The 8,334-nt window shown below is 71.0% G+C and carries 1 protein-coding gene (cut by a window edge); it reads left to right on the top strand.

The features are described 5' to 3' along the window. The first annotated feature begins 482 nt into the window (after positions 1-482). Positions 483-8,334, top strand: the start of a protein-coding gene (locus ACX9TP_RS13260) for a non-ribosomal peptide synthase/polyketide synthase (RefSeq protein ID WP_482980081.1). It continues 25,076 nt past the right edge of the window; 7,852 of the gene's 32,928 nt are visible here — the first part of the coding sequence; the start codon lies at positions 483-485; its stop codon lies off the right edge, out of view.

Genomic DNA, 8,334 nt, shown 5'->3' with positions numbered 1-8,334 from the left:
GCGCCAAGAGCAGCGCACGCTGACGCTTGAACGCCGGAAGAAGTCCCCACCGCGGGCGGGCCGCGCCACACCGGGCGCGGCTCGCCCGTGGACTCGGCCCTGGCGGAAACCCGGTGAGCAGCACCTGGCTGTTGCACCACGCATGCATGTGCGTTGGCCCGACCTGGCGGCGCGGCGCACTGCGCTTCCGTGAAGCCTGGAAAGCAGCTCCGCCTGCTCGCCCGCATGGGGGCCGACTTGACCTTCCTGAATTGCTTGCTTGGGAAGAAAGAGCGTCGGCTCAGCCTCCGGGACTCCAGTGAACGGGAGATTGGAGAAAGGCTCGCTTCCGGGTCTATTCTCGCTCTCGCGGACTTGTTTCATCCCACTGTCCGCTGGAGATTCTCGTGTTTTCGCGTTCAAGCCGGACGGGCTGGTGTCGCTTGCTGTGGAGCAGACGCCCCGACGCCGGCACACGCGACTCACTGGAATACGCATAGCCCATGTCGCTGACCCCTGAACAGAAGCGCGCGCGGCTCGCGGAGCTGCTGCGCGAGAAGAGCCGTCAATCCCGCCGTGCGCCCGTGTCCTTCGCGCAAGAGCGGATGTGGTTCCAGGAGCGGCTCAATCCGGGCAGCGCCGCCTTCAACGTCCCCATCGCCGTGCGCCTGTCCGGCGAGCTGAACGTCGACGCCCTCCGCCGCGCGCTCCAGGAGTTGGTGCAGCGCCACGAAGCACTGCGTACCACCTTCGTGGAGCAGGACGGGCGCGCGGCCCAGCACATCGCTCCCTCGCTCGACGTCGCTCTGCCCGTGGTGGACGTGGCGGACGGCACGCCTTCCGAGCGCGAGACCGAAGCGTGGCGCCGCCTGCACCTCCAGGCGCAGCAGCCCTTCGACGTGGAGAAGGGCCCACTGCTGCGCACGGTCCTCTACCGCTGGGACGCCAGCGAGCACCTGCTGCTCGTCGACGTGCACCACATCGTCTCCGACGGCTGGTCCCTGGGTGTGCTGGTGCGCGAGCTGAGCGCGCTCTACCCCGCGCTCGCCGCGGGTCGGCCCTCCCCGCTGCCACCGCTGCCCATGCAGTACGCCGAGTTCGCGACGTGGCAGCGCAACTGGCTCAAGGGTGAGACGCTGGACGCGCAGCTCGCGTACTGGCGCAACCAGCTCGACCCCAATGCCGTGCTGGAGCTGCCCACCGACAAGCCGCGCCCCTCCGTCGCCAGCACGCGCGGCGCCCGCCTGACGGTGATGCTGCCCCCCGCGCTGCTCCAGTCCCTCAAGGACCTGGCCCGGCGCGAGGGCCGCACCCTCTTCCCGCTGTTGCTCGCCGCGTTCCAGGTGCTCCTGTCGCGCTACAGCGGCCAGGACGACGTCGTCGTCGGCACCCCCGTGGCTGGCCGCAACCGCTCCGAGCTGGAAGGCCTCATCGGCCTGTTCGTCAACACGCTCGCCCTGCGCACGGACCTCTCAGGAGACCCGACCTTCCTGGAGCTGATGACGCGGGTGCATGAGATGTCGCTGGGCGCCTTCGCGCACCAGGACATGCCCTTCGAGAAGCTGGTGGAGGCGCTCCAGCCGGAGCGCAGCCTGAGCACCGCGCCGCTCTACCAGGTCAGCTTCACGCTGCAGAACGCGCCCCTGCCGCCGCTGCACGTGCCCGGCATGGTGCTGGACGCGCAGCCGGTGGACAGCGGCACCAGCCAGGCGGACCTGTCGTTCTTCGCCGCCGAGCTGCCGCAAGGCCTGCGCCTCGTCATGCTGTACCGCACGGACCTCTTCGTGGAGGCCACGGTGCGGCGGATACTGGCGCACTTCCAGACGCTGCTGGAGGGCATCGCCGCGCGTCCAGAAGCGCGCCTGTCCGAGCTGCCGTTGATGGACGCCGCCGAGCGCCAGCGCGTGCTGGTGGAGTGGAACGGCAAGCCCATGCCGTTCCCGGACGGCGTCACCGTCCACGCGTGCATCGAGGCCCAGGTCCGAAGCACTCCCGATGCCACCGCCCTCCTCTACGGCGACACGTCGCTCACGTTTGCCGAGCTGGACGCGCGCGCGAACCAGCTCGCCTGGCACCTGCGCTCACTGGGCATCGGCCCGGAGATCCTCGTCGGCATCCACCTGGAGCGCTCCGTCGACCTCGTCGTCGCCATGCTCGGCGTGCTCAAGGCCGGCGGCGCCTTCGTCCCGCTGGACCCCGGCTATCCCGCGGACCGGCTGGGCTACATGCTCGAAGACTCGGCCGCCCGGGTGGTCATCACCCTGAAGCCCCTGGCGGACAAGCTGTCCTCGCGCGGCGAGCAGTTCGTGCTCATGGACACGGACGCGGCACTGCTCGCGCGGCAGCCCACCACTCCGCCCGCTTCTTCTGGCGTGTCGGCCGAGCACCTCGCCTACGTCATCTACACGTCTGGCAGCACCGGGCGTCCCAAGGGCGTGGCGGTGACCCACCGGGGCATGCCCAACCTCGCCCTGGCCGAGTCGCGCACCATGGACATCGGGCCCGGCACGCGCGTCCTCCAGTTCGCCTCCCCCAGCTTCGACGCCGCCATCGCCGAGGTCTTCGACACCCTCCTCGTCGGCGGCACGCTGTACCTCCCGTCGAGCGAGGAGCGGATGCCCGGCCCCGCGCTGGCGGAGATGCTGCGCACCCGTCGAATCAACGTCGCCACGCTGCCGCCCACCGCGCTCGCCATCCTGGAACCCGAGGGCCTGGAATGCCTGCACACCATCGTCTCCGCGGGCGAGGCGTGCTCCGCGGAGATGGTGGCGAAGTGGGCTCCCGGGCGCCGCTTCGTCAACGCCTATGGCCCCACCGAGGCCACCGTGTGCGCCTCGATGGCCACCTGCGCGCCCGACGGCCAGAAGCCCTCTATCGGCGAGCCCGTGGCCAACTTTCGCCTCTACGTCCTCGACGCGCACCTGCGCCCGGTGCCCACCGGCGTGCCCGGGGAGCTGTTCATCGGCGGCGTGGGCCTGGCGCGCGGCTACCTCGGCCGCCCGGAGCTCACCGCCGAGCGCTTCATTCCGGACGCCTTCAGCGGCGTGCCCGGTGAGCGCCTCTACCGCACCGGAGACAAGGTGCGGTGGCTGGCCAATGGCGAGCTGGACTACCTGGGCCGCATCGACTTCCAGGTGAAGCTGCGCGGCTTCCGGATTGAATTGGGCGAGGTCGAGTCCGCCCTGCGCGCCCACCCGTCCGTCGAGGACGCCGTGGCCGTGGTGCGCTCGGACGGCCCCGCGGGTTCGCGCCTCGTCGCCTACGTCGTCTCTTCCCAGGCGGAGGAGGAGAAGCCCGCGCCGGAGCTGCGCGCCTTCCTCACCGAGCGGCTGCCCGAGTTCATGGTGCCCTCGGCCTTCGTCATGCTGAAGAGCCTGCCGCTGACGCCCAACGGGAAGGTGAACCGCAAGGCCCTGCCCGCACCGGACGCGTCGGACCTGCAGCGCCAGGAGTACGTGGCGCCGAGGACGCCCCTGGAGGAGCGGGTCGCGGCGATCTTCTCCGAGGTCCTGGGCGTGCCGCGCGTGGGCGCCACCGACAACTTCTTCGAGCTGGGAGGGCACTCGCTGCTGGCCACGCAGGTCATCTCGCGGCTGAACGCCGCGTTCCGCGTGAACCTGGCCCTGCGTGAGCTGTTCCAGGCCCCCACGGTGGAGGCCCTCGCCGGGCGAGTCGACACCGCGACCCGGGCGGGAGCGGTTGCCGTCGCACCGCCGCTGGTGCGCGTGTCCCGCGAGCAGAAGCTGCCCCTGTCGTACTCGCAGCAGCGCGTGTGGTTCCTGTACCAACTGGAGCCCGACAGCACGGCCTTCAACATCCCCGTCGTGCTGGAGCTGTCCGGCACGTTGGACGTCGAGGCCCTGCGCCGCAGCCTGGAAGCCCAGGTTCACCGCCACGAGGCCCTGCGCACCACCTTCCGGGGAGAGACCGACGGCCCGGTGCAGATCATCCACCCGCCCGCCCCGCTGGCGTTGCCCGTCATCGACCTGGGCGGCCTCCCAACCGAGCAGCGCAAGGAGGAAGCGCGGCGCCGCGCCTCCGACGAGGCCCTGTGCCCGTTCGACCTGAAGAATGGCCCGCTGCTGCGCGCCTCACTGCTGAGGATGGGCGAGCGCGAGCACCTCCTGCTGCTGACGATGCACCACATCATCTCCGATGGTTGGTCCGCCAGCGTCCTGGTGCGCGAGCTGACCGCGCTCTACCCGGCCTTCATCGCCGGGCGCCCCTCGCCCCTGCCCGAGCTGCCGTTCCAGTACGCGGACTACGCGGCGTGGCAGCGCCAGTGGCTGGATGGCGCGGAGCTGGAGCAGCAGCTCACCTGGTGGAGGAAGCAGCTCGACGGCGCGCCGCAGGACCTGGAGCTGCCCACCGACAGGCCCCGCAACTCCGACCCGAAGCCCCTGGGCATCCGCGCACCCGTGGTGCTGCCGCCCGAGCTGGCCCGCGCGGTGGAGACGTTCTGCAACCGTGAAGGTGTCACGCCCTTCATGCTCCTGCTCTCCGCCTTCCAGCTGCTGCTGTCGCGCTACTCGGGGCAGGACGACATCTCCGTCGGCTCGCCCGTGGCCGGACGCAACCAGCCCGAGCTGGAAGGCCTCGTCGGCTTCTTCCTCAACACCCTGGTGATGCGCACCCGCCTGGATGGCGACCCCACCGTGCGCGAGCTGCTGGGCCGCGTGCGCGACATGGCCCTGGGCGCGTATGCGCACCAGAACCTGCCCTTCGAGCAGCTGCGGCCCATGCGCGACCTGAACCAGGCGCCGCTGTTCCGGGTGATGTTCATCCTCCAGAACACGCCGCGCCTGGACCTGTCGCTGCCCGGGCTGACGATGCGCAGCCTCCCGCTGGAGGACCTCACCGCCAAGTTCGACCTGACGCTGACGCTGACGCGCACGAGCGAGGGATTCGTAGGCGACCTGGACTACCGGGCCGACCTCTTCGACACCTCCACGGCGGAGCGCATGGTGCGCCACCTGCACACGCTGGTGGAGGCCCTGGTGGCCGATGCAGGCCGCCGTCTGTCCGCGGTGTCCATGCTCTCCGGCGAGGAGCGCCAGCGCATCCTCGGGGACTGGAGCGCCAACCCGGCGCCCTTCCCGGACGTGTGCGTGCACTCCCTCTTCGAGGAGCAGGTGCGCCGAGCGCCCGACGCGCTCGCCGCCTCCTTCGAGGGACAGCAGCTCACCTACGCGCAGCTCGACGCCAAGGCCAACCAGCTCGCGCACGCGCTGCGCCGCCAGGGCGTCGGGCCCGAGGTGCGCGTGGCGCTCAGCGTGGAGCGCTCGCTGGACATCGTCGTCGGCCTGTTCGGCATCCTCAAGGCCGGCGGCGCCTGGGTGCCCGTGGATCCACTGCTGCCGCGCGAACGCCTGGCCTTCATGCTGGAGGACAGCGGCGCGGTGATGCTGGTGACCCAGGCACCGCTGCTGGAGCGCTTCCCCGCGTCCTTCCACGCACGAGCGCTCTGCCTGGACACCGGGCGGGAGACGCTGTCGCGCGAGAGCACTGAAGCGCCGGTGACGGGCGTGGCCCCGTACCACCTGGCCTACCTGCTCTACACCTCCGGCAGCACCGGCACGCCCAAGGGCACCGCCGTCGAGCACCGCGGTGTCACCAACCTCGTCACCCAGGAGAAGGGCGTCTACGAGATTGGCCCGGGCAGCCGCGTGTTGCAGTTCGCCAGCCTCTCCTTCGACCTGTCGGTGGAGGAGATCTTCACCACGCTGTGCTCCGGAGGCGCGCTGGTGCTGGCGCCGATGGAGAAGCTGATGCCGGGCGCGCCGCTGCAGAAGCTGATGCGCGACGAGGCCCTCACGGTCATCAGCGTCACCCCGGCCACGCTGGCGGCCACGCCCGCCGAGGACTACCCCGCCCTGCGCACCGTCATCTCCGGCGGCGAAGCCGTCTCCGCCGAGGTGGTGGGCCGCTGGGCGCCGGGCCGCACGTTCCACAACGGCTATGGACCCACCGAGACGACGGTGGTGGCCACGCTGGCCATCTGCAAGCCGGACGGGAGCGCGCCTTCCATCGGCCGCCCCATGGGCAACATGCTCACCTACGTGCTGGACGCACGCGGCGAGCCGGTCGCCGTGGGCGTGAAGGGCGAGCTGTATGTGGGCGGCGTGGGCGTGGCGCGCGGCTACGCGGGCCGGCCGGGCCTCACCGCCGAGCGCTTCCTGCCGGACCCGTTCTCCGGAGTGCCCGGCGCCCGCCTGTACCGCACGGGAGACGTGGTGCGCTGGCGCGAGGACGGGACGCTGGACTACCTCGGCCGTGCGGATGCACAGGTCAAGGTGCGTGGCTTCCGCATCGAGCTGGGTGAAGTGGAATCCGCGCTGGCGAAGCTGCCTGCGGTGCGAGAGGCCGTCGTACTGGTGCGTGAGGACGGCCCCGGCGGCAAGCGCCTCGTGGGCTACGTGGTGGCAAACGAGGGTGTCCTGGTTGACGGCGCCTCCCTGCGCGCAACCCTGAAGGACACGCTGCCCGAGTACATGGTGCCCTCCGCCGTGGTGGTGCTGCCGGCGATGCCGCTCACGCCCAACGGCAAGGTGGACCGCAAGGCCCTGCCTGCCCCGGACTTCGCGAGCGACGCCCGGGATTACGTCGCGCCCCGCACATCCACCGAGCAGCGCCTCGCGGAGCAGTGGTGCCAGCTCCTCGGCGTCGAGCGCGCGGGCGCTACCGACAACTTCTTCGACCTGGGCGGCCACTCGCTGCTGGCCACCCAGGCCATCAGCCGCATCCGCGCTGCCTTCGGCGTGGAACTGCCCCTGCGCGACCTGTTCGTGGCCCCCACCCTCGAAGGGGTGGCCCGCCTGATTGACGCCGCCGTCGCGGGAGGCAGCACTCCCACCGCGCCCCGGCAGCGTGAGGCCCTCGCGCTGTCACTGCCGGTCCTCCCCTTGGAGGAAGTCGCCGCGCGCGAGCAGGCGAAGCCCCGGTCCGTGGAGCCGCAAGGCGATACCTCCGTGGTCTCACTGACGCCCGAGGTGCGCCAACGGGTGCTGGTGGAGTGGAACGCCACCTCCGCCGAGTACCCGCGCGGTTCCACCCTGCCCGAGGTCTTCGCGCAGGTGGTGGCGCGATACGGCGACAAAGTCGCCGTCGAGTTCGGGGACTCGAAGCTCACGTATCGCGAGCTCGACGCTCGTGCCAACGCGCTCGCGTGGCACCTGCGTGGGTTGGGCGTGTCCACCGACTCGCGCGTGGCCCTCGCCGTGGACCGCTCGCTGGAGCTGGTGGTGGCTCTGGTCGCCATCCTCAAGGCCGGTGGTGCCTACGTGCCGCTGGACTCCTCGTACCCGCGCGAGCGCCTCGCGGCCATGCTGGAGGACTCCGCCCCCAGCGTGCTCGTCACCACACGCGCCCTGCTGCCCAAGCTGCCTTCCCACGGGCTCGCCACGGTGGTGCTGGAGGACGTGGCGCTCTCAGGCCTGCCCACGCACGCACCGCCTTCCTCCGCCCTGCCCGACAGCCTCGCGTACATCGACTTCACCTCCGGCTCCACCGGCCGCCCCAAGGGCGTCGGCACCCTCCAGTCCGCCGTGCTGCGCACCGTCTTCGGCGTCGACTACGCCCACCTGGGCCCGGACGAAACCTTCCTCCTGCTCGCCCCCATCTCCTTCGACGCCTCCACCCTGGAGCTGTGGGGCCCGCTGCTTCATGGCGCACGGCTGGCCGTCTTCCCGCCCCACTCTCCCTCGGACCTGCTCGAGCTGGAGTCGGTGCTGCAGAAGCACGGCGTCACCACCCTTCACCTCACCGCCGGCCTCTTCACCCAGGTGGTGGACCACAACTTCTCCGCCCTTCGTGGCGTGAAGCAGCTGCTCACCGGTGGCGACGTGGTGAGCGCGCCCCACGTGCGCCGGGTGCTGGAAGGAATGTCCATTCCGGTGACGGCCTGCTACGGCCCCACCGAGGGCACCCTCTTCACCTCCTGCCACCGCATGACGGACGTCGCCCACGTGGGCACCTCCGTCCCCATCGGCCGGCCCATCGGCAACACCCAGGTGTACGTCCTCGACGCCTCCGGCCAGCCCGTGGCTCCGGGCGTCATCGGTGAGCTTCTCATCGGCGGCGACGGCCTCGCCCGTGGCTACGTCGGCCAGCCCTCACTCACCGCAGAGCGCTTCGTCCCCAACCCCTTCTCCTCCTCTCCCGGCGCCCGCCTCTACCGCACCGGAGATTTGGCCCGCTGGCGGCAGGACGGCGTGTTGGAGTTCCTCGGCCGCGCCGACGCGCAGGTGAAGGTGCGCGGCTACCGCATCGAGCTGGCCGAAGTCGAAGCCGCACTGCTCGCCTTCCCCGAGGTGCGCGAGGCCGTCGTCGTGGCCCGCGAGGACTCGCCCGGCGACA

The sequence above is a fragment of the Pyxidicoccus sp. M15 genome (assembly GCF_056858435.1).
Note: the sequence above shows the minus strand (reverse complement) of the source record. Positions and strands in the feature narration are given on the sequence as shown.